Origin of the sequence: Pseudomonas sp. GD04058 (assembly GCF_029836855.1) — a bacterium.
In the GTDB taxonomy this organism is placed as follows: Bacteria; Pseudomonadota; Gammaproteobacteria; order Pseudomonadales; family Pseudomonadaceae; genus Aquipseudomonas; species Aquipseudomonas bharatica.
The window spans coordinates 1-1,236 of the sequence record NZ_JAOECN010000093.1 but is presented as its reverse complement, the minus strand read 5'-3'; the positions used below and the strand labels follow the sequence as shown (position 1 = coordinate 1,236).

General features: G+C 61.2%; 1 protein-coding gene. It reads left to right on the top strand.

Annotated elements, in window-relative coordinates; genetic code table 11:
- Positions 1-65 precede the first annotated feature (65 nt).
- A protein-coding gene (locus N7650_RS27855) for an IS3-like element IS222 family transposase (RefSeq protein WP_087920907.1) occupies positions 66-1,228 on the top strand; the annotation gives its coding sequence in 2 pieces (ribosomal slippage) (positions 66-321 and positions 321-1,228; 1,164 coding nt in all).
- Positions 1,229-1,236 lie beyond the last annotated feature (8 nt).

Sequence of the window (1,236 nt, the reverse complement as noted above, 5' to 3'; positions counted from 1 at the left end):
TGTAGTGGTCTACTGATCCCGGACACCGATTTAGGCGAGAATCCTCGCCGTGAGAGAGGTGTCTGATGAGCAAGCAACGACGTACGTTTTCCGCCGAGTTCAAACGAGAGGCCGCGGCCCTGGTGTTGGACCAAGGCTACAGCCATATCGACGCCTGCCGTTCGCTGGGGGTGGTGGATTCGGCCTTGCGCCGTTGGGTGAAGCAGCTCGAGGCGGAGCGCCAGGGTGTGACCCCGAAGAGCAAGGCGTTGACGCCTGAGCAGCAAAAGATCCAGGAGCTGGAAGCCCGGATCAACCGGTTGGAGCGGGAGAAAGCGATATTAAAAAAGGCTACCGCTCTCTTGATGTCGGACGAACTCGATCGTACGCGCTGATAGACCAGTTGAGTGAGCAGGAGTCGGTGGAAGTGGTCTGTTCAGCTTTCGATGTGGCGCGGTCTTGCTACTACGTCCACCGTCTTCGACGGCGGCGTGTCGATGCTCGCCGCGTGGCGCTACGCAGCCAAGTCAACCAGTTGTTCAGCCAGAGTCGGGGCTCGGCCGGCAGCCGCAGCATTCTGGGCATGCTGCGCGAAGAGGGCGTGACCATCGGCCGTTTCCGAGTGCGTCGGTTGATGCGTGAGCTGGGCCTGGTCAGCAAGCAACCGGGCTCGCACGCCTACAAACAGGCCACGGTTGAGCGGCCGGATATCCCGAATCGGCTGAACCGCAAATTCGCGACCGAGCATCCCAATCAGGTGTGGTGTGGCGACATCACCTACGTCTGGGCGCAAGGCCGTTGGCACTACCTGGCCGCGGTGCTGGATCTGCATACCCGGCGGGTGATCGGCTGGGCGTTCTCGGCCAAGCCGGATGCCGAACTGGTGATCAAGGCCCTGGACATGGCCTACGAACAGCGCGGCAGGCCACAGCAGGTGCTGTTCCATTCAGACCAGGGCAGCCAGTACGCCAGCCGCCTGTTTCGGCAACGGCTCTGGCGCTATCGGATGCAGCAGAGCATGAGTCGCCGAGGGAATTGCTGGGATAACTCGCCGATGGAGCGCCTGTTCCGCAGTCTGAAGTCGGAGTGGGTCCCGTCAACGGGTTACCTGACGGCGCAGGAGGCCCAACGGGACATCAGTCATTACTTGATGCACCGCTACAACTGGATCAGGCCGCATCAATTCAACGACGGGTTACCACCTGCGGTGGCCGAAGAAAAACTCAACCCACTGTCCGGGATGGGTTGACCACTACA